Genomic DNA, 19,489 nt, shown 5'->3' on the forward strand with positions numbered 1-19,489 from the left:
TACCCCGGTGAGAGCTGAGAATGCCGCCCAGTTTAGTTTTTTTACACAACAATTTACAGTAAATGCATTTCACTCAACGCGATATCATTGTTAAGGTACGGGCCAATGTTATACTGAGAATAGAAATCAGATGCATTGAACGCAGTCTGCTGTTTAATCGCATGATCACCAGACAAAAAAAAATCAGACGTTTGCCGGTAAAACATCATGAATAGTACTACCCTCATTAATAAAGCCCGTGCCTATTGTGAACAACGGGGAGCAAGATTCACCCCTCTGCGGGAAAAAGTATATGAAATCTTGTTGGGTAAACACGGGCCTATGGGGGCGTATGAATTACTTGATGCCCTCAAGGAAACGGAATCAAGCGCAAAACCGGCCACGGTGTACCGTGCACTGGATTTTCTACTGGAATTCGGTTTCATTCACCGGCTGGAATCGACCAATGCTTTTGTTGCATGTCATCATTTTGGTTGTCACCATCCGGTACAGTTCCTAATTTGCGACAGTTGCGGTGATGTTGCCGAGATACAGTCAGAAGGGCTGCAGGAAACGCTGGACAGTCAGGCAAAACAGCACGGATTCAAAGTATCAAAGCAAACAATTGAAGCTCACGGCCTTTGTGCAGATTGTCAGGATGCAGAAAGTGCGGAGCTTGAGGAAAAAAATCATGAATGTTGAGTTTGTTAATCCTTTCATCAATGGTTTACTGAATGTCATGGAAACCATGGCACAAACCACGTTAAAGCCCGGAAAACCCAAGAGAAAACAAAGTGATGTAGCTCAGGGTGATGTCTCAGGGTTAATTGGCATGGTGGGCCCGCAGGTAAAAGGGTCAATGTCGATTACGTTTGATGAAGGTCTCGCGCTGACCATTATGGAGCGTATGGTGGGTGAACGTCCGGAGAAACTGGATGCGGAAGTTGGCGACATGGTGGGTGAAGTAACCAACATGATTTGCGGCAACGCAAAACGGGATCTTGCTGAAAAGGGCTTTGATTTTGGTATGGCTACGCCTATCGTTGTATCCGGAAAGCAACATACCATCAGTCATCAGGTAGATGGTGCAAAGCTTATTATGCCGTTTATGTGTGATGCGGGTCTGGCGCATATGGAAATCTGCTTTGACAAGTAACTGGCATCAGCAGGAATTCTCTCTCCCCGCTTTCAGGCGGGGTTTTCATTTAATTACCTCCCACGTAGAGCGCGCCCTGCCTGAACTTCACAATGTAAAGATTGGGCAATTGCACCTCTGGCTACAGCACACCAGTGCTAGTCTGACCATTAATGAAAATGCAGATCCGTCGGTGAGAAGTGATCTGGAAGCGTGGTTTAACCATACTGTACAGGAAAGCACGGCATATTTTACACATACCTATGAAGGAAGTGATGATATGCCCGCACACATTAAGTCCAGTTTATTAGGATGTGAGGTAACAATTCCCGTTAAAAACGGGGAGTTACAACTTGGCACCTGGCAAGGCATAATTTTAGGCGAACATCGCAATTCTGGTGGCAACCGGCGCATCATAGCCACTTTGCAAGGAATTTGGCGATAATATTAGTTATTATCTATTTTATGCTCTTTTGTCTATTGGCACGGCGTGTGCTAAGAGCTATCATCCACTCGATTTTACTAATCACTCAACGTTATACAGGATGTGAAAATGAACAAAACTTTTAAATTTACTGCTCTTGCTTTTGCTGTTGCAGCATCTGCGAATGTAGCGGCTCAGGAAGACGGCAAGCCATTTGACAGCTGGTTAGGGCTGCATGGCATGTATTACAACACGGAAGAAACTAAGCCAGCACCGGATCTGATGGACGACGGTTTTGGTTTCGGTTTCGAATACGGCTGGCGTTTCGACGAGAGCTGGGCGGTGCGTGGTGAATATACTGTTTTGGATTTAGACTACCAACAAGTGCTGGGTTCAAAAGACAGCATATCTGGTCACATGTTCGGTGTTGACGCTTTATACTTCCTGCCAGACGACCTGTGGTACGTATTCGGTGGTGTTAAGCGCCAACTGTTAGACGAAAACTACAACCTTGCCAATGTTGGTATTGGTAAACACTGGGACATCAATGACGACGTTAAGCTGACAACTGAAATCGCTGCTTACCGTGATTTTGATGATTCTTACTACGATTACAGTGTAAAAGTAGGTCTGGCATTCCCGTTTGGCCAGTCTAAGACTTCAAGCTACAGCAAGCCAGCGCCTGTTGTAGACGGCGACAGCGACAATGACGGCGTACTGAACAGCATGGATCAGTGCCCTAACACGCCTGCCGGTACGCAAGTTGATTCTAAAGGTTGTGCTGTTATCGCGGACAGCGATAAAGACGGCGTAGCAGATGGTAAAGATCTGTGCCCTGACACACCAATGAACGACAAAGTTGATTCTGACGGTTGTACTGTATTTGATAAAGAAGAAGTAACCCACAACCTGCGTGTACTGTTCGCAAACGAAAGTGCTGAAGTTGCAGAACCTCACTCTGCTGACATCGAAGACTTCGTTGCTTTCTTCAAGCGCTACGGTAAAACTGAAGCGGTAATCGAAGGCCACGCATCTGCACCAGGTACCGAAAGCTACAACATGGAGCTGTCTGAGCGTCGTGCTGAAGCATTCAAAAATGTACTGGTTAACGAATATGGTATCGATGCATCACGTCTGAGCACTGAAGGTTTCGGTGAATCAGAACTGCTGATGGAAGGTAGCTCTGCAGAAGCTAACCGTGTAAACCGTCGTATCTCTATTCGCGTAACAGCGATTGTTGAAGTACCTGAAAAGCGTTAATTCAACAAATCAGATATGCAAAAGGCGCCTTACGGCGCCTTTTTTGTGTCTGTTTATCTGGCAAAGTAATTAAGCATTTCCGGTACGCACTCACCTTTCCCCGGGCTGATTAATACTCGTCATCAAATGCCGGACCGGCATAGTTATCAAAACGGGAGAACTGCCCCTGGAAGGTTAACCGGCTGGTACCGATTGGACCGTTCCTTTGCTTACCGATGATGATCTCAGCAATACCTTTATACTCACTGTTCTCGTGATACACCTCATCACGGTAAATAAACATGATTAAGTCGGCATCCTGCTCGATTGAACCGGATTCACGCAAGTCAGAGTTCACCGGTCGCTTATCAGCACGCTGCTCCAAACTACGGTTCAGCTGTGACAGCGCCACAACCGGCACTTCCAGTTCTTTTGCCAGCGCTTTCAGTGAGCGGGAGATTTCAGCAATCTCCAACGTACGGTTATCACTTAATGAAGGTACACGCATAAGCTGAAGGTAATCCACCATGATGAGACTGATCCCCCCGCGCTCTCTGGCCAGCTTACGGGCACGGGAACGCACGTCCATGGGCGTCAGACCGGAGGAGTCATCAATAAACAGGTTATCTTTATCTTTCAGCATAGCCATTGTATTGGATACCCTGGCCCACTCCTGATCGTCCAGCTGTGCTGTACGGATACGGGTTTGATCAACACGGCTGAGTGATGCGAGCATACGCATCATGATTTGTTCCGACGGCATCTCAAGACTGAAAACCAGTACAGGTTTTGTTTCAGCCATCATAGCGTTTTCACATAAGTTCATGGCAAATGTGGTTTTACCCATCGAAGGACGGGCCGCGACAATGATTAAGTCGGAGGGCTGTAATCCGCTGGTCTTCTTATCCAGATCACTGAAACCTGTGGTTACCCCGGTCACTTCTTTACTGGTTTCAATCAGCGACTCAAGCCGCTTGATAGTCTTATCCAGTACGGAGTCGACGTCACGGGGACCTTCATTTTCACCGGTACGCTTCTCGGCGATTTCAAATACTTTACTCTCGGCCATGTCGAGAATATCAGCACTGTCCCGGCCTTCGGGGTTGTATCCCACTTCTGCAATTTCGTGGGCTACACCAATGAGCTCCCGGGTAATTGCCCGTTCACTGACAATTTTCGCATAGGACGTCACGTTGGCAGAACTGGGGGTATTTTTGGCAAGCTCAGCCAGGTAAGCGAAACCACCGGCGTCTTCTAACTCATTGCGGTGTTCCAGGGCTTCTGAAACAGTGATCAAATCCACAGGCTGACTTTCGCCCAGCAATTTCAGAATAACTTTGAATATGACCTGGTGGGAATGATTATAAAAATCTGCGTCTGTGACCAGTTCTGCGACTTTATCCCAGCTCTCACGATCGATAAGCATACTGCCCAGCACCGCTTGTTCAGCTTCGATGCTGTGCGGCGGTACTTTCAGCTTTTCGACATTTTTGTCTTTTGAGGTGGAAACAGCTTTCACAATACGCACATCCAAAAATCAGGGATCTGATATTTTCCGTGAATCAGAGCGAAAAGCAATGCCTGAGGGCTTTTTATCCGGCGAATTGTTGCGGGTCAGGTCCGGCTTTTTCCATTTTAAAGAAAACTCCGTCCCACAGAGTAAACGCTTTGTCTTTACCGGCAACCAGTATTGACTGGCCGGGTACATGTTCGCCGTGGCAACTGACATCGAAACGGGCTACACGATTGGCAACAATGCCGAGTCTTTCAAACGACACATGATATTCGCGAAGAAAATCATCGCCGGACAGAGAGGTTTCTTTCCACTCAGCGGGACCACACTGCGTTTGTCCCAGGATCACGTTATCGGGGGTGTACTGAAATGACTGACCCAGCCACATTTCCGCCTGCTCAGGTAACATAGCACTAATGCCAGGTGTTACCGACGAGGTGATTACCCAGGTACCTTCCACGCTGGCAGGTTCCTTTACGGCACAACTCATCAGCACTGAGCCGGCAGTTAAGAATAAGGCTGCGAACCAGGCTACCGGTGACCATCCTCTTGCGCTTAATCGACGCGCTGTCATCTACTTCTCCATAATTTTCATACGTATACGAATATGGGGGTATAAAGTTCAACGACAAGCCGCATACCCTGCGGCTTATCGTCGTTTCCGGATAGTTAGTCTTTTAGCCAGAGGATTCGTTCAGTTTATTTACATAAAAATAACATCGTAGCCTTTACTCAACAATGAGTTCTCCATGAACCGTAGACATTTCTATTGTGGCTCTGCCCCCGTTTGCCGTAAATTCCAGCCATTCATTTGGACCATATTTCGCTGAAGATGGTTTATCTGCAGTGAGCCTGTTCACGATATCGCCACCGGCATGCGCCTGCATTTCTACCCTCGCTGACACACCTTTCTGCATTTTAAGATGCAGTGTTCCGCCAACTGACGAGGCATCCACATCCCCTTTCTCTGCCAGCGTTAAACTGGCAGTGATATCGCCGTTTACCGTAGTGAGAGAAAGCACGTCAATTTCAGACAGTTCCAGTTTGGCATCGCCGTTCACGGATTCCAGTTGCACATCAGGGCTGGACGTTTTCAGTTTGATATCACCGTTAACCGTGATGATCCGGGTGCTTTTATCCCCTTCATGATTGCCGGAAATGTTGCCATTGACGGTTTCGACCTGAAGCAGCCCTGAAATGTTATCCAGCTTAATATCTCCGTTTACTGATTCCAGTTTCACTTTACCGGCCAGATCCGACACATCGATATCGCCGTTGACCACATCGAACTGAACAGAATTAGTCAGCCTGCTGGCTTCCACATCCGCCACAACGGCGGTGTAAGACAAACCGGATTTAGCCGGTACAAAAATAGTTAAATCATCACCGTCGCCCGGATTTTTATCCCGCCAGTCAATTTTACGGTGGTTCGTTTCTACCTTCAGAATGACGTCATCGCCTTTTTTCTCGAAGATAAACGCTTCTGTCCGTTCGCCTAATTCGCCGGTCACTTTCACTTCGTTTTTATCCCAGCCGGTGATCGTTGCCTTGCCTGCCACATGCTCTATTTCAACAATAGGCGATGCGGAAGTGGTAAGCGTTTTATCCACCTTTTGTCCGGCCATTGCATTGAAACTGATTGCTGGTATTACCGCTAACAGAAATGTTTGTTTTATTGTGGGGTGTAAATGTTGAATTAACCGCATTGTCGGTCCTTTTATCAAATTTGTTGCCATTTGGGCGCGTGCACCCGCTCAATCAGTAACAGTTGTTGTTGATAAATATGCTGCAGCATACCCAGTAACGCTGTGTTGTCAGGATCCTGCTTCAGAGCAAGCTTTACTGCTGCTGCAGCATCTTCAAGTTCCTGAATTTGTGTCTGCCAGTCGTCAGTGACCGCTGTCTGGTCCTGAAAACGCACCAGCAGTTGTTGTTTTTGCTGTTCGTGTTGCCGGCTCAGTACATTCACCAGAGCCTGTCCCCGGGCATCTCCGGCGCCGCTGTCGCTGCCGAAATACTCAGAAGGCTTGATAAAGATAAACAGGGAGGTCACCAGTAAAAGGCTGGCAGCCATCGCCATATATCGCAACCGGTTCACCGGCGCCTTTCCGGAGGCTTCCTGCATTTCCATTTCTCCGGCTTCGATAGAAAGCGCAATGCCGGTCCACAGATCACGATCAGGTTTAATTTCCTGTGGCAGCCGCTTAAGCGCTTTATTAAGTTCAGACCCTTTATCAGACATCACTCTCTCCCATCCACGCTTCTAATAGCTGCCGCGCACGGTGAAACTGCGCTTTACTGGTGCCCTGTGCAATATTCAGCATTACGGCGATATCGTCGTGCCTGTAACCTTCTATGGCGTGCAACACAAACACTACCCGTGCCCGCTCCGGCAATTGCCGGATATATCGTTCCAGATCCACTTCGCTGCTGCATGATGTTACACCGGCCTCGTTGTCAATTTGCTCAATGGTATCGAATAGCCGCCGCATCCAGCTCTTTTGCTTACGCATATAACTGATAGTTACATTCGCGGTCACGCTGTGCAGCCAGGTACTGAACAGACTTTGTCCCTGATAATTACCGAGCTTCCGCCATACCTGTATAAAGACTTCCTGAGTCGCATCTTCAGCCAGCGACGTGTCTCCGGTTAGCCGGTAGCAAAGGGCGTAAACCCGGTTCACGTGTGTTTCGTAAATCTGACGATAGGCATCACGATCGCCGGCTACAGCCAATGCAACGAGTCTGTTTAATTGTTGTTGTTCTGAACGGGAGTGTGCTTCCGTTTCAGACTCTGCCATGTCCATATTCCGTTTTATCCGGTGTGTTTTCAGGTTAGTCGCAGACGACATGTAAAAGGTTTAAATACGCTGCAGTTTTTTTTAAAGTAACACGCTGACCCTTCTCTGTTGTGGAAACTATCATGCATATCGAAGCTTTATACGCAGCTAAACCGGTCCCCTTTGGTCCGCGGGGAGCGCCCAGCGCCATTCAGAAACAACCCGTTCCTTTTCTCACTGTACTGATGTCGGGTACTGAGGAAGACGAACAGGGTAATAAAAAGCTGCACGGTGGCCCGGAGAAAGTGCTCCATCAATTCAGTCACCGTGGTTATGAATGTTTATCAGAAGCGTTTCCTGAGGGTAACTTTGTCCCGGGCACCATTGGCGAAAACCTGATAGTTGAAGGCATGGACGACACTAACGTATTCATCGGAGACGTCTGGCAGATGGGTGAGATAGTTGTACAGGTTGGTGCACCCCGTGCCCCCTGTAATAAAATTTCCCAACGCTTCGATATAAAGAACCTTGATCGCTTCGTCGGAAATGAAGGCATTACCGGCTGGTATTTCCGAGTGATTGAAACAGGCACACTGAACACCGGCGATGAAGTAAAGCTGATTTCCAGAGCAGATAAAACGGTCAGCGTTGCTGATTTAATGACGGCCGTTTATGACAAGGGCAATCCTGAAAAAGCAGCAGAGTATATGCAACTGGATGTACTGGACGATGAGTGGAAGGGAAAATGCGAACGCGTAATTAAACGCGGACAATAGTATGAAGCAGGTTGTTCAGGGGAACGCCCCTGAACAACCTCTGGCAACATTAAGACTGAGATTTAATCCAGTCGTCTACCATCAGCTCCAGCGTGCTTAATGGCACGGCACCGCCCCCCAATACCAGGTCGTGGAATCCGCGGATGTCGAACTTATCACCCAGCGCAGTTTTTGCTTTTTCACGCAGCTCCAGAATTTTCAGCATACCGATTTTATAAGCGGTTGCCTGACCCGGCATGACAAAATAGCGCTGTACTTCTGATTTCGCCTGACCTTCAGAAATTGGCGAGTTATCAATGAAGTAATCTACAGCCTGTTGCTCTGTCCACTTTTTCGCGTGAATTCCGGTGTCCAGAACCAGACGGATTGCACGCCACATTTCAGAATGCAAACGGCCAAAGTTATTTACCGGTTCTTTGTAAGCGCCCATTTCGCTGGCAAGACGCTCTGCATAAAGTGCCCAGCCTTCCACATAACTGGTGAAGAACATTTGTGTGCGGAACGTGGGAATATCTTCCAGTTCCTGAGCAATGGCAATTTGCATGTGGTGGCCCGGTACACCCTCATGATAAGCAATCGCTTCCATTTCGCTTTTTGGCATCATGGTCATATCAATCAGGTGCACGTAATAAACACCAGGCGTCTTACCATCAGGAGAGCTGGGATAGTAATGCTGTGCAGCACCCGGTTGCTCACGGAAAGGCTCAACCCGTTTCACCACAAGGTCTGCCTTAGGAAGACGGCCAAAGTAATCAGGCAGCATTTCTTTCATGTTGTTGATGTAGGTACGGGTATCACTCAGATAACCCTCACGGCCCTCATCGGTATTCGGGTAATAGAGACGTTCATCGGTTTTATCTTCACGGAAGTAATCAAACATCTCACGAAGAGAACCTTCAAACCCAAGCTCTGCTTTTACCTTTTCCATCTCCTTACGAATACGGGCGACTTCTTTTAAACCCAGTTCGTGAATTTCATCCGCAGTCATGTCTGTGGTAGTGGAGCGTGCAAGCATGGCATTGTAATAGGCTTCGCCGTCCGGCAGTGCCCAAACACCTTTAGCATTCTTATCCAGCGAAGGCAGATCAGCTTCAAACCAGTCAATCAGCGTTTGATATGCAGGCCCAAGCTTAGTGGTAAGCATGGTTTCGGCGTCTTTAAGGTAACCTTCAGCCTGCTCCTGTGTCAGCTCACCGGCGTCCACAAGAGATTGTGCTTTGGCTTTAAAATCTGCATACAGTGCGCTGTCGTTCTCAGAGTCATCAAAGGGCTTTCCGGAGATAATGCCCTTACTTTGTTCAATGACGCCCTGATAGGCAAAGTACGGTGATTTCACACCTTCATCGGCGTTGATGCGCGCGCGGTCGATTAACTGCTCCATCGCCCGACCGGTTTCACCCAGGCGGCTTACGTAGTCCTTTAAGTCCTGTTCGCTTTCCACTTTATGATAATTAATCAATACTGTAGGAAGAGACGTGTGCATACCGAACATCTGATTAAAGATATATTCACGGCGCTCAAAAGGCTTCATCAGCTTATCCTGTTCATAGGAGTAAACCAGGATATTCCATGAGATCTTTGCCGCATCATCCAGCTTGTCGTAATCAAAGGTGGATTTCATTTCTTCAACAGCGGCTTCCAGCATGGCAAAACGCTCTTCAGCAGCTTTTTCCGATGCATCATCAATTTCACCGTAGCGCTCTTTGCGGCCACGCATGGTTAGAGTGATGGGTGACATTTGCAGTTGCTTCTCATACTGCTCTTCAAACCAGGCATTAAGCCTTTCGGTTTCTGATTGCGCAGTTTGTTCCGCTGCAACAGGAGCAGTGGTTTCCTGCATCTTTTCGCTGGCAGGTGAACATCCGATGATAGATGCAGCTACCAGGCTCAGTGCAAAGCCTGCGAGGGTTTTCATATTGGGTTTCATTTCCGTCTCCGTGTTATTCATTATTATTTCTTATTGCGCTGTGAAGTCAGTGCAGATATGTGTTTTCGCACACGCACAGTAACACTATTTTAAAACACAAAGGATATCGTTAAACAGAGATTCGCGCCGGAAGAGTATGTAAGTAATTATGAATGGCAAATTGCAGGCACAAAAAAGCCCGGATTAACCGGGCTTTTTTAAGAAAAGAACGAGCAATTACATGCTAGCTTTTTCTACAACGTCAACCAGTGTCCAAGTCTTAGTCTTGGAAACAGGACGACACTCACGGATAGTGACTGTATCGCCTTCGTTAGCAACGTTGCTTTCGTCGTGGGCGTGAAGCTTAGTAGAACGCTTGATGAACTTCCCGTAGATAGGGTGTTTAACGAAACGCTCAACAACAACAGTGATAGACTTATCACCTTTGTTGCTAACCACACGACCTTGTACTGTACGAATTTTTTGCTCAGTCATTACGCATCAGCCTTTTGAGTCAGAATGGTTTTAACACGCGCGATGTTACGACGCACTTTCTTCAGCTGGTCTGTTTTTTCAAGCTGACCAGTTGAATGCTGCATGCGCAAGTTGAACTGTTCGCGTAGCAGGTTTAACAACTCTGCGTTCAGCTCTTCTACGCTTTTTTCTTTCAGTTCAGTCGCTTTCATTACATCACCGTCCGAGTTACAAAGGTTGTTTTAAATGGCAGTTTTGCCGCTGCCAGTTCAAACGCTTCGCGTGCCAGAGACTCAGGAACACCTTCCATCTCGTACAGAACACGGCCAGGTTGAATTTGGCATACCCAGTACTCAACGTTACCTTTACCTTTACCTTGACGCACTTCAAGAGGCTTCTCAGTAATTGGTTTGTCAGGGAAAACCCGAATCCAGATTTTACCTTGACGCTTAACGTGACGAGTCATAGCACGACGCGCTGCTTCGATTTGGCGTGCAGTCATACGACCACGGCCAACTGCTTTCAGGCCATAAGTACCGAAGCTTACTTTGCCACCAGCAATAGCAAGACCACGGTTACGACCTTTATGCATTTTACGAAATTTCATGCGTTTTGGTTGTAACATGATTTAGCCCTCTCGCTTAGCGTTGCGGCCTTTCTTCTTAGGTTGAGCTGGCGCAGCCGGCTCCTGGTTTGTAGGCAGACCGCCCAGAACCTCACCTTTGAAGATCCAAACTTTAGTACCGATGATACCGTAGGTAGTTAAAGCTTCAGAAGTCGCGTAATCGATGTCCGCACGGAAAGTGTGCAGAGGAACACGGCCTTCGCGGTACCATTCAGAACGTGCAATCTCTGCACCGCCCAGACGGCCGCTAACTTCAACTTTGATACCTTTGGCACCAAGGCGCATTGCATTTTGTACCGCACGCTTCATGGCGCGACGGAACATTACACGACGCTCCAGCTGGCTAGAGATGCTGTCAGCTACTAACTGTGCATCCAGCTCTGGCTTGCGTACTTCTGCAATGTTGATCTGAGCAGGCACACCGGCCAGCTTAGATACGTGATTACGCAGTTTTTCTACGTCTTCACCTTTCTTACCGATAACAACGCCCGGACGAGCAGTGTGAATAGTCACACGGATGCTCTTAGCAGGACGCTCGATCACGATTTTAGAAAGTGAAGCGTTTTTCAGCTGCTTAGTCAGATACTGACGTACCTGATGATCGTTATACAGGTTGTCTGCATAGTCTGCAGTATTAGCGTACCAGGTCGAAGTCCATGGTTTGCTGATACCCAGGCGTATACCTGTAGGATGTACCTTCTGTCCCATTTTCTACTCCTAGTTATCCGCTACAACTACAGTGATGTGGCTGCTGCGCTTAAAGATACGATCGGCACGGCCTTTGGCACGTGGCTTGATACGTTTCATCGTTGGACCTTCGTCAACGAAGATTTTCGCAACTTTCAGCTCGTCGATGTCAGCACCTTCGTTATGCTCTGCGTTAGCAATAGCAGACTCCAGTACTTTCTTAACTAATGCTGCGCTTTTCTTCGGGCTGTACGCTAAAACTTCAAGAGCTTTTTCAACGTGCAGGCCGCGAATTTGATCCGCAACCAAGCGTGCTTTTTGAGCCGACGTGCGGGCAAAGCGATGTTTAGCTAATGCTTCCATTTCCTACCCCTTAACGTTTAGCTTTCTTGTCCGCGACATGGCCGCGGTAAGTACGCGTTGGCGCAAATTCGCCCAACTTATGGCCGACCATTTCGTCACTTACGATGACAGGTACATGTTGGCGACCGTTATGGACCGCAATGGTCAACCCAATCATATCTGGGATGATCATCGAACGACGTGACCAGGTTTTAATTGGTTTACGGTCGTTCGCTTCCACTGCAGCCTCTACCTTCTTCAGCAAGTGAAGGTCGATAAATGGACCTTTCTTGAGAGAACGTGGCATGGTGAATCCTCGCTATTACTTGTTACGACGACGTACGATAAGCTTATCAGTACGCTTGTTGCTACGGGTTTTCTTACCTTTAGTAGGAACACCCCATGGAGTAACCGGGTGACGGCCACCTGATGTACGTCCTTCACCACCACCGTGCGGGTGATCAACCGGGTTCATTACAACACCACGGACTGTAGGACGAACACCACGCCAGCGAGTCGCACCAGCTTTACCCAGTGAACGCAGCATGTGTTCTGCATTGCCGACTTCACCGATTGTTGCACGGCAGTCAGACAATACTTTACGCATTTCACCTGAACGCAGACGTAAAGTAACGTAGTTACCTTCACGTGCCAGGATCTGAGCGTATTGACCAGCAGAGCGAGCGATTTGCGCGCCTTTGCCAGGCTTCATTTCGATAGCGTGTACTGTTGTACCTACAGGGATGTTGCGCATAGGCAGGGCGTTACCTGCTTTAATTGCAGCATCAGAACCAGACTGGATAGTGTCTCCAGCTTGCAGGCCCTTCGGTGCCAGGATGTACTTACGCTCACCGTCTGCATACAGTACCAGAGCAATGTTTGCAGAACGGTTAGGATCATATTCTAAGCGCTCAATTTTGGCAGGGATGCCGTCTTTGTTACGCTTGAAATCTACGATACGGTAGTGCTGTTTGTGACCACCGCCAATGTGACGTACGGTAATACGACCATTGTTGTTACGGCCGCCAGACTTGTTGTTCTTGTCTAACAGAGGCGCATAAGGAGCACCTTTGTGCAGATCAGGATTAACAACCTGAACAACGTGACGACGACCGGCAGAAGTTGGCTTAGCTTTCATTAATGGCATTTCTAATCCCCTTCTTATTCAGCGCCACCGACAAAGTCGATGTCCTGACCTTCTTTAAGCGATACATACGCTTTTTTCCAGTCGCTACGCTTACCGAAAGACATGCCGTGACGCTTGGTTTTACCCTTAACGTTCACAGTGCGTACGTCAGCTACTTCAACTTCAAACAGTTTTTCAACTGCTGCTTTGATTTCAGCTTTGTTCGCGTCTTTAGCTACTTTGAATACAACAGTGTTGCTGGCTTCAGCCGCCATTGTAGACTTTTCTGAAACGTGAGGTGCTTTCAGCACCTTCAGTAGACGTTCTTCGTTCATGCTAACGCCTCCTCAAGCTGTTTAACTGCATCAGCAGTAATCAGCACTTTTTCAAAAGCGATCAGGCTGACCGGGTCAATACCCGCAACGTCACGTACATCAACTTTGTACAGGTTGCGTGCAGACAGGAACAGGTTCTCATCAACTTCAGGAGTTACGATCAGAACGTCGTTCAGTTCCAGTTCGTTCAGCTTAGCTACCAGAGCCTTAGTTTTAGGCGCATCTACTGCGAACTTCTCAACAACAACCAGACGGTCTTGACGAATCAGTTCAGACAGGATGCTTTTGATAGCACCGCGGTACATTTTTTTGTTAACTTTTTGATCAAAGTCACGAGGCTTAGCAGCAAATGCGCGGCCACCACCAACCCAGATTGGGCTGCGGATTGTACCGGCACGTGCACGGCCAGTACCTTTTTGACGCCATGGCTTCTTACCACCACCACGTACTTCAGAACGCGTTTTTTGCGCTTTAGTACCCTGACGAGAACCTGCACCGTATGCTACAACTACCTGGTGAACCAGAGCTTCGTTGTATTCACGTCCAAAGGTCGCTTCGGATACTTCAAGAGCGCTTTGCGCATCTTTCAATGTTAATTCCATCACTTCACTCCCCAGACGTTACGCTTTAACAGCTGGCTTTACGATTACATCGTTGCCAGTTGCGCCAGGTACGGCACCTTTAACCAGGATCAGGTTATTTTCTACGTCAACACGTACTACTTCCAAAGATTGGGTAGTCACTTGCTTGTTACCAAGCTGACCAGCCATTTTCTTACCTTTGAAAACTTTACCAGGTGATTGGTTTTGACCAATTGAACCAGGTGCACGGTGAGACAAAGAGTTACCGTGAGTCATACGCTGAGAACTGAAGTTCCAACGTTTGATTGCACCTTGGAAACCTTTACCTTTAGAAGTACCAGTTACATCAATTTTTTTAGTGTCGTTGAAGATTTCAACAGTGATTTCACTGCCCACTTCAATTTCGGCACCTTCGTTATCTTCCAGGCGGAATTCTACCAGAGTGCGGCCTGCTTCAACGCCAGCTTTAGCAAAGTGACCTGCTTCAGCTTTGTTTACGCGGTTCGCTTTCTTAGTTCCAGCAGTAACCTGAAGAGCGCGATAACCGTCAGTTTCTTCAGTACGTAACTGAGTAACACGGTTTGGGGTCGCTTCAATAACAGTCACAGGGATAGACGTGCCATCTTCAGTGAAGATGCGGGTCATACCCACTTTACGACCGACTAGACCAATCGCCATTGTTAATACCCTCTCTTATTAGCCCAGGCTGATTTGAACATCAACGCCAGCAGCCAAGTCCAAACGCATCAGCGCGTCAACTGTTTTATCAGTTGGCTCGATGATGTCTACCAAACGCTTGTGAGTACGGATTTCGTATTGGTCACGCGCGTCTTTATTAACGTGCGGAGAAACCAGAACTGTATAGCGTTCTTTGCGAGTAGGCAGAGGAATAGGACCGCTTACCTGAGCACCAGTACGTTTCGCCGTTTCTACGATTTCAGCCGTAGACTGATCGATCAACTTGTGATCAAACGCTTTCAGACGAATACGAATTCTTTGATTTGGCATCGATTAAGCTCCAATCGAAAGAACAAAAAAATCATCTTCTCACTCCCTCTTTAGATGGGACGAAAAGATGTGCGTATAAACCAGTGATTCCCAATTGGAATCTTGTTCTTTGTTTCTGACACGCCCGCTACGTCACCGATTACTCGCTGTTGTAGCTTCGGCATCTACCCTAAAAGCAGTGTAGCTGCGGCCGAAACCATGCTCCTGTTACATGTTGTACAGGGCAAGTGGGCGCGAATTATACAGAATTATCGGTTAAGCGCAACTCACAAATGCGAAAAACTGATCTATTTTTATTCAACAGGGTGTGAACCGGAAAAGAATGGTGCGGCCCGGACTGTAATTAAGCGTAAATGTCGCTTCTGGTCTGACGGTCAAGTTGCCGCTTTGGTCATAAAGGGTTATTGTGAAACCTCTTTATATAGGTACCGGTTTTTTCTTTGTATACCGGTTCCGGGTTGTGCCGGGCAGCACTGCCTTTTTGTATTATAAGTCACAGACAGATACCTTATTTATGCTTGGAAATAGTAGTCAGCAGCTCGCTTTTGATAAAATTAATACGATTCTGGCGAAGCACTCGTCATTATTAGATGCTTTCAGTGAAATCGAACCCATCATTCTTGAGTTGTTCGATGCACAGCGAATGAGTATTTTCCAGCGCAGACGTCAGCACCAGGATCTGGTAGCACGGTTCAAAACCGGTAAAGCGACGCAGGAAATTAAAGTACCCATCTCGCCGCTGTCCATTGCCGGTTACGTGGCACTTGCCCAACGCCCCATCGTCATTGCAGATCCCTATAATAAAGAAGAACTCGAAGGCATTCATCCCCGCCTGCGCTTTGCAGATAAATTCGATAAGAGCAGTAACTTCCGGACCAACAACATTCTTTGTGTACCGGTATTAAATGCCGGCGTACTGCTCGGTGTCATGCAGCTTATAAATAAGCAGACCGGTCCGTTCAATGGCAGCGACCTTACCGTCGCGAAACAACTTACTGAGCTACTCGGCAATAAGTTCCGCTATGAGCTGGGTGGTACTAATCACCCCTTTGACTTATTACTGCATAAAAATCAGATAGCACCCGCTGCGCTCACAGACCTGTTGAACAGCACCAACGACCAGCGCACGATTGTGCAGCGTCTTATGTCTGAACACAGCATCCGTGAACACGATATCGGTAATACCCTTTCGGTGCATTATCAGGTTCCTTATATCTCTTATCTGCCGGAAAAGTACCATCTGTTTCAGAATGACAGCCGCCTGAACCTGTCTTATCTGAAACGTAACCTCGTTGCCGTGATTGCGGATGTTCATGAGCGCCCTATTGTTCTGATGGCAGAGCCGAATAACGCCGCCCTGCTCATGGAAATTGAAAGCGCCATGGGTATCGACAGTTACGAAATCGCCGTGGCGCTGCCTAATCAGGTTTTACAATACCTGGGTGAAGGCGGTGGCAATGGTGCGCCCGGCGAGATGAGTGAGATCCTCGATGAAATCAGCGCCGGTGATGACGAAGGCGAAGACCAGGTCGATGAGATGTCGGACGATGCGCCGGCTGTTGTCCGCCTTGTCAGCCGCGTACTGCACGACGCTAAACGACTGAATGCCTCCGATATTCACGTTGACCCCGAAAAAGGGGGCCCCACACGGGTCCGCATGCGCATAGACGGTGTGTGCCGGGATATGAGTCAGATACCTCAGTCTCACCACAGTGCGGTTATTGCGCGGATTAAAATCCTGTCCAATCTGAATATCGCAGAGAAACGTGTACCTCAGGATGGGAAACTGGCTTTCCGGATGAATGGTCAGCTGGTTGAAGTTCGGGTAGCAACCATTCCGACTGTGGCCGGTGAAGGCGTGGTAATGCGTATTCTTGCCTCCGGCGGCGCTATGCCCATCGATAAGATGAACCTGGCACCATCTAATATGAACCGGCTGGAGAGCATGATCCGCAAGCCTCACGGTATTCTGCTGGTAGTAGGCCCCACCGGTTCAGGTAAAACAACTACGTTGCACGCCGTACTCGGTTATCTGAACACCCCTGAAAAGAAAATCTGGACAGCAGAAGACCCGGTGGAAATTACCCAGGCCGGCCTGCAACAGGTGCAGGTGAGCCCGAAAATCGGATTTACGTTTGCTAATGCATTGCGGGCATTCTTACGGGCCGACCCGGATATTATTCTTATCGGTGAGATGCGTGATAAAGAAACGGCTCATGCCGGCATTGAAGCATCACTCACCGGTCACCTTGTCCTATCCACACTACACACCAACTCAGCCCCGGAAACGATAACCCGTCTGCTTGATTTGGGTCTTGACCCGGTGAACTTCTCTGATGCCTGTGTGGGAATTCTCGCCCAGCGTCTTATCCGCACCCTGTGTAAAAGCTGTAAGCAACAATATCCTGCATCGGAAAATGACATTGCGTTTATTAAACGTCAGTACGGTGAGAGTTATCTTAACGAATTGGATCTGCCCTCCCCTCTGATGCTGCATAAAGCGGACGGTTGTGAAGAGTGTGGCGGAACAGGTTACCGTGGCCGTACCGGCGTTCACGAACTGTTAGGGATGACGCCGGAACTTCGTGGCCTGATATATAAAGAAGGCAGTGTGTCTGATATGAAAGAACAGGCTATGAAAGATGGCATGCGCACGCTGGTGCAGGATGCCATTTATAAAGTCATTAAGGGCGACACCGATCTGGCGCAGGTCCAGATTGTCAGTGGTGCCGAATAATATTTCAGCAATTCCGGCAGACTTCACCGGCTAGCAATCAAAAATGCGGCAATCAGTTGCCGCTTTCTTCCGCCGCATCAGCATCAAATTGCCGTCTGGCAAACTGATAAGCTGAATGGGCAACAGCTTCTCCGCCTTCCCCGGCAACGGCTTCAGTTAAACTTTCATTACCACCGGTCACGTCACGGTTAAACAGCCAGTCGTAACCCAGTTCCCACAGGTTTGTGGTAATCGAACTGCCGGTAAACTCCTGCACGGTAAGGTTCGCTGCAGAGTACGCAAGGCCAGCCGGACCACCGTACATAAAGCTGCCAGCCAGATCAGATACCGCACTGATATTTGTTGACGATACCGACTGATACACATCGGCGACAATGGGTATATGATGCAGCAGATTCACCGCATCAAAGCCATCGTTCCAGTCGACCCCGTCCTCACCGAAAGCGGCATTCATGAAGCTGTCCCAGCCTGTTTCCCCGTCTGCCAGCGCAATACTTTCAGCCTCAGAATCTGAGGCCGCAGTCTCTCCGGTGTCTTCAGAGGATGCCTCAGATGAAGAGAGCAAATCAGCCTGCAACATAGCCAGAAATGCGTTCTGCATTTTTGCCAGCCCGGAGTCTGATGTCAGCGATGACAGCACGTCTTCATCCAGTCCCGGGATCCCCAGTGAAGAGGTGAACTGAGACTGAATATCCGCAATCGTCGCGTCCTGCGCCTGTGTTTGTGTGTCATCGTCAGCGGATGTGAGCATAGCCAGCATCGCAGTAAAGCCGTTACTGTCAGATACCACTTCCGCAGCGGTAGTTGCCACGTCTGAAACGGCCTGAGCGGACTCATCAGCTGTTGTAAAATAATCGCCAGTTGCATCGAAAATACGCATAAATCCCCCTACCCGGCAGGCATTTGTCAACATTGTAAAGGTTTCGCAAATCGCTCATGTTTGAGCGTGTTTTTACGAGTTTGTCAGTTAGTATTTGTTTCGAATCGCAAAGGACGGCGGCCATTTACTCCATATAAAACATAATAAATTTCGTGCACAGCAAGCACATTTGGTTAAACAGCTATGAAATTACAATGCCAGTATTTACTGATTTTCGCTTCTTTACATTTGGCTCTGGCAGGCTGCACATCAACCCTGTCTGAAGAAGAGGAAGTGGTGGCGTCCAGTCCGACAAATCCGAAAGTAAAACAGCGCGCCATTGATACCAGTCAGCAGGAAGTCTCCCAGGGGGAAGCCACTTTCCGTCCACCGCGCAGTCAGACTGTGTCAGTAGTCCGTGTTCCCACAGGTTCGCTGTTTGACCCGGACAATGCAGCGGGCTTGTACGAGCTGCATCACAACTTCCGTGTAGGCGATATGGTGCTGATAGAACTGGACGAACAAACATCTTCGCAAAAGTCTGTCGACTACAACGAAGACAAAAGCGCGAGCTTTCAGATCCAACCGCTTACTGTGAACGCAGGTCCGATACACATCAGCGATGACGATTTAAATGTTGACCATGAACAGGGCGGTGAATTTAACAGCTCTGCTAATGCCAGCCAGTCCAATACCCTGGAGGGCAAGATCACGGTTTACGTGGTAGAAGTACTCCCGAACAACAACCTGGTGGTGGCCGGTGAAAAGTGGATCACCATGAATCAGGGGAAGGAATTTATCCGTTTTTCCGGCGAGGTAAGGACTAAAGACATTGATGTGAACAATACCGTCAGCTCTGCAAAAGTCGGTAATGCGCTTATTGAATACAGCGGTAAAGGCGAGCTGCAGGATAATCAGAAACGCAGCCTGTTAAGCAAACTCTTTTCTATTTTCGGGTAGCTG

At 48.3% G+C, this 19,489-nt stretch carries 25 protein-coding genes; 7 read left to right on the top strand and 18 right to left on the bottom strand.

The features are described 5' to 3' along the window. Positions 1 to 207: 207 nt before the first annotated feature. From ACXAGC_RS06860 to ACXAGC_RS06875, 4 genes are all read left to right on the top strand, one after another. Positions 208 to 681, top strand: a complete 474-nt coding sequence (locus tag ACXAGC_RS06860) for a transcriptional repressor (RefSeq protein WP_119499844.1) — start codon at positions 208 to 210, stop codon at positions 679 to 681. Further along, positions 671 to 1,135, top strand: coding sequence for a chemotaxis protein CheX (locus tag ACXAGC_RS06865; RefSeq protein ID WP_119499843.1), 465 nt, complete (start codon positions 671 to 673; stop codon positions 1,133 to 1,135). The genes ACXAGC_RS06860 and ACXAGC_RS06865 overlap by 11 nt, the downstream gene beginning before the upstream one ends. Beyond that, positions 1,125 to 1,559, top strand: a complete 435-nt coding sequence (locus ACXAGC_RS06870) for a secondary thiamine-phosphate synthase enzyme YjbQ (RefSeq protein ID WP_474843563.1) — start codon at positions 1,125 to 1,127, stop codon at positions 1,557 to 1,559. Before ACXAGC_RS06865 ends, ACXAGC_RS06870 begins: the two co-directional genes overlap by 11 nt. 108 nt (positions 1,560 to 1,667) lie before the next feature. Continuing rightward, positions 1,668 to 2,798, top strand: a complete 1,131-nt coding sequence (locus ACXAGC_RS06875; RefSeq protein ID WP_349583555.1) for an OmpA family protein — start codon at positions 1,668 to 1,670, stop codon at positions 2,796 to 2,798. A gap of 109 nt (positions 2,799 to 2,907) precedes the next feature. Here ACXAGC_RS06875 and dnaB read toward each other — a convergent pair whose 3' ends face one another. The 5 genes from dnaB to ACXAGC_RS06900 form a co-directional block, all read right to left on the bottom strand. Further along, positions 2,908 to 4,296 (bottom strand): replicative DNA helicase, encoded by a 1,389-nt coding sequence (gene dnaB, locus ACXAGC_RS06880; RefSeq protein ID WP_119503267.1) that lies wholly within the window; start codon positions 4,294 to 4,296, stop codon positions 2,908 to 2,910. Between the two features lie 73 nt (positions 4,297 to 4,369). After that, positions 4,370 to 4,864 carry a hypothetical protein gene (locus ACXAGC_RS06885; RefSeq protein WP_474843565.1) on the bottom strand — a complete coding sequence of 165 codons (495 nt, stop codon included), beginning with the start codon at positions 4,862 to 4,864 and terminating at the stop codon, positions 4,370 to 4,372. Positions 4,865 to 5,018: 154 nt separating this feature from the next. After that, the gene (locus ACXAGC_RS06890) at positions 5,019 to 5,900 is read right to left on the bottom strand and encodes a DUF4097 family beta strand repeat-containing protein (RefSeq protein ID WP_474843567.1); all 882 of its coding nucleotides are present in this window, start codon (positions 5,898 to 5,900) and stop codon (positions 5,019 to 5,021) included. Positions 5,901 to 6,010: 110 nt separating this feature from the next. After that, entirely contained in the window at positions 6,011 to 6,532 is a 522-nt protein-coding gene (locus tag ACXAGC_RS06895; RefSeq protein WP_474843569.1) for a hypothetical protein, read from the bottom strand. Next, positions 6,525 to 7,091: an RNA polymerase sigma factor gene (locus tag ACXAGC_RS06900; RefSeq protein WP_474843571.1), complete on the bottom strand. Its 567-nt coding sequence runs from the start codon at positions 7,089 to 7,091 to the stop codon at positions 6,525 to 6,527. The genes ACXAGC_RS06895 and ACXAGC_RS06900 overlap by 8 nt, the downstream gene beginning before the upstream one ends. A gap of 122 nt (positions 7,092 to 7,213) precedes the next feature. On the opposite strand from ACXAGC_RS06900, the gene ACXAGC_RS06905 reads away from it, so the two are divergent. Next, entirely contained in the window at positions 7,214 to 7,846 is a 633-nt protein-coding gene (locus ACXAGC_RS06905) for an MOSC domain-containing protein (protein ID WP_474843573.1), read from the top strand. A gap of 49 nt (positions 7,847 to 7,895) precedes the next feature. On the opposite strand, the gene ACXAGC_RS06910 is transcribed toward ACXAGC_RS06905, so the two are convergent. The 12 genes from ACXAGC_RS06910 to rpsJ all read right to left on the bottom strand — a co-directional run bounded on the left by ACXAGC_RS06910 (position 7,896) and on the right by rpsJ (position 14,930). Next, positions 7,896 to 9,773 (bottom strand): DUF885 domain-containing protein, encoded by a 1,878-nt coding sequence (locus ACXAGC_RS06910; RefSeq protein ID WP_474843575.1) that lies wholly within the window; start codon positions 9,771 to 9,773, stop codon positions 7,896 to 7,898. Positions 9,774 to 9,989: 216 nt separating this feature from the next. Further along, positions 9,990 to 10,247 (bottom strand): 30S ribosomal protein S17, encoded by a 258-nt coding sequence (gene rpsQ, locus ACXAGC_RS06915; RefSeq protein WP_119499836.1) that lies wholly within the window; start codon positions 10,245 to 10,247, stop codon positions 9,990 to 9,992. Beyond that, entirely contained in the window at positions 10,247 to 10,438 is a 192-nt protein-coding gene (rpmC, locus tag ACXAGC_RS06920) for a 50S ribosomal protein L29 (protein WP_119499835.1), read from the bottom strand. Before rpmC ends, rpsQ begins: the two co-directional genes overlap by 1 nt. Further along, positions 10,438 to 10,851, bottom strand: a complete 414-nt coding sequence (gene rplP / locus ACXAGC_RS06925) for a 50S ribosomal protein L16 (protein ID WP_070125803.1) — start codon at positions 10,849 to 10,851, stop codon at positions 10,438 to 10,440. The genes rpmC and rplP overlap by 1 nt, the downstream gene beginning before the upstream one ends. Before the next feature lie 3 nt (positions 10,852 to 10,854). Next, positions 10,855 to 11,559: a 30S ribosomal protein S3 gene (gene rpsC, locus ACXAGC_RS06930; RefSeq protein WP_119499834.1), complete on the bottom strand. Its 705-nt coding sequence runs from the start codon at positions 11,557 to 11,559 to the stop codon at positions 10,855 to 10,857. Positions 11,560 to 11,568: 9 nt separating this feature from the next. Further along, a complete protein-coding gene (gene rplV, locus ACXAGC_RS06935; RefSeq protein ID WP_119499833.1) occupies positions 11,569 to 11,901 on the bottom strand; it encodes a 50S ribosomal protein L22 in 333 nt (110 codons plus the stop codon). Between the two features lie 10 nt (positions 11,902 to 11,911). Beyond that, entirely contained in the window at positions 11,912 to 12,187 is a 276-nt protein-coding gene (gene rpsS, locus ACXAGC_RS06940) for a 30S ribosomal protein S19 (RefSeq protein ID WP_119499832.1), read from the bottom strand. A gap of 15 nt (positions 12,188 to 12,202) precedes the next feature. After that, positions 12,203 to 13,027 (bottom strand): 50S ribosomal protein L2, encoded by an 825-nt coding sequence (gene rplB, locus ACXAGC_RS06945; RefSeq protein ID WP_119499831.1) that lies wholly within the window; start codon positions 13,025 to 13,027, stop codon positions 12,203 to 12,205. 14 nt (positions 13,028 to 13,041) lie between these two features. Continuing rightward, positions 13,042 to 13,341 carry a 50S ribosomal protein L23 gene (rplW, locus tag ACXAGC_RS06950; protein ID WP_119499830.1) on the bottom strand — a complete coding sequence of 100 codons (300 nt, stop codon included), beginning with the start codon at positions 13,339 to 13,341 and terminating at the stop codon, positions 13,042 to 13,044. After that, positions 13,338 to 13,943, bottom strand: coding sequence for a 50S ribosomal protein L4 (gene rplD / locus ACXAGC_RS06955; RefSeq protein WP_119499829.1), 606 nt, complete (start codon positions 13,941 to 13,943; stop codon positions 13,338 to 13,340). Before rplD ends, rplW begins: the two co-directional genes overlap by 4 nt. Before the next feature lie 18 nt (positions 13,944 to 13,961). After that, a complete protein-coding gene (rplC, locus tag ACXAGC_RS06960) occupies positions 13,962 to 14,600 on the bottom strand; it encodes a 50S ribosomal protein L3 (protein WP_119499828.1) in 639 nt (212 codons plus the stop codon). Between the two features lie 18 nt (positions 14,601 to 14,618). Beyond that, positions 14,619 to 14,930, bottom strand: a complete 312-nt coding sequence (rpsJ, locus tag ACXAGC_RS06965; protein ID WP_008845776.1) for a 30S ribosomal protein S10 — start codon at positions 14,928 to 14,930, stop codon at positions 14,619 to 14,621. Positions 14,931 to 15,444: 514 nt separating this feature from the next. On the opposite strand from rpsJ, the gene ACXAGC_RS06970 reads away from it, so the two are divergent. After that, positions 15,445 to 17,667 carry an ATPase, T2SS/T4P/T4SS family gene (locus ACXAGC_RS06970; protein WP_474843581.1) on the top strand — a complete coding sequence of 741 codons (2,223 nt, stop codon included), beginning with the start codon at positions 15,445 to 15,447 and terminating at the stop codon, positions 17,665 to 17,667. Between the two features lie 52 nt (positions 17,668 to 17,719). On the opposite strand, the gene ACXAGC_RS06975 is transcribed toward ACXAGC_RS06970, so the two are convergent. Further along, positions 17,720 to 18,547 carry a hypothetical protein gene (locus ACXAGC_RS06975; protein WP_474843583.1) on the bottom strand — a complete coding sequence of 276 codons (828 nt, stop codon included), beginning with the start codon at positions 18,545 to 18,547 and terminating at the stop codon, positions 17,720 to 17,722. Between the two features lie 183 nt (positions 18,548 to 18,730). On the opposite strand from ACXAGC_RS06975, the gene ACXAGC_RS06980 reads away from it, so the two are divergent. Then, positions 18,731 to 19,486, top strand: a complete 756-nt coding sequence (locus tag ACXAGC_RS06980) for a flagellar basal body L-ring protein FlgH (RefSeq protein ID WP_474843585.1) — start codon at positions 18,731 to 18,733, stop codon at positions 19,484 to 19,486. Positions 19,487 to 19,489: the final 3 nt, after the last annotated feature.

This window comes from Alteromonas sp. AWJ4_197 (genome assembly GCF_056160285.1).